Raw genomic sequence first — 355 nt, 5'->3', positions numbered from 1 at the left:
GCAGCAGGTGAACACAGACGGCACAGTCAATGCTGAGGCAACGTCCCAGTTGCTTTCGAATCTGAAGAGTGAGCTGGGGGGCGGCTTCGCGCAATCGACGGTTAGCGACGACTTGCAGACGTCGGTTGTCGATGATCAGAGCGAAAGCGTCTGGGGCAAGCTGTTTACGACGGTGGTCATCGCGTTTCTCTCAGCTGTGACCGCGAGTGCCGCTTCCGGGTTGATCGCAACTACGGCGAGCGCAGGTGGCCTGAGTGCCACGGCAGGATCCGGCACGACATTCGCGTCGGCTGGTATCGCTGGCACGGCGACGTCTACCGTAAGCGCTGGCGTTGGCAACATTGCTCTTAGCGCG

General features: G+C 60.8%; 1 pseudogene. It reads left to right on the top strand.

The features are described from left to right. Positions 1-355: pseudogene (locus U5A67_RS40590) on the top strand (adhesin); the annotation flags it as partial.

The organism is Paraburkholderia sp. J69-1, from assembly GCF_905220255.1.
Classification (GTDB): Bacteria; Pseudomonadota; Gammaproteobacteria; order Burkholderiales; family Burkholderiaceae; genus Paraburkholderia.
Note: the sequence above shows the minus strand (reverse complement) of the source record. Positions and strands in the feature narration are given on the sequence as shown.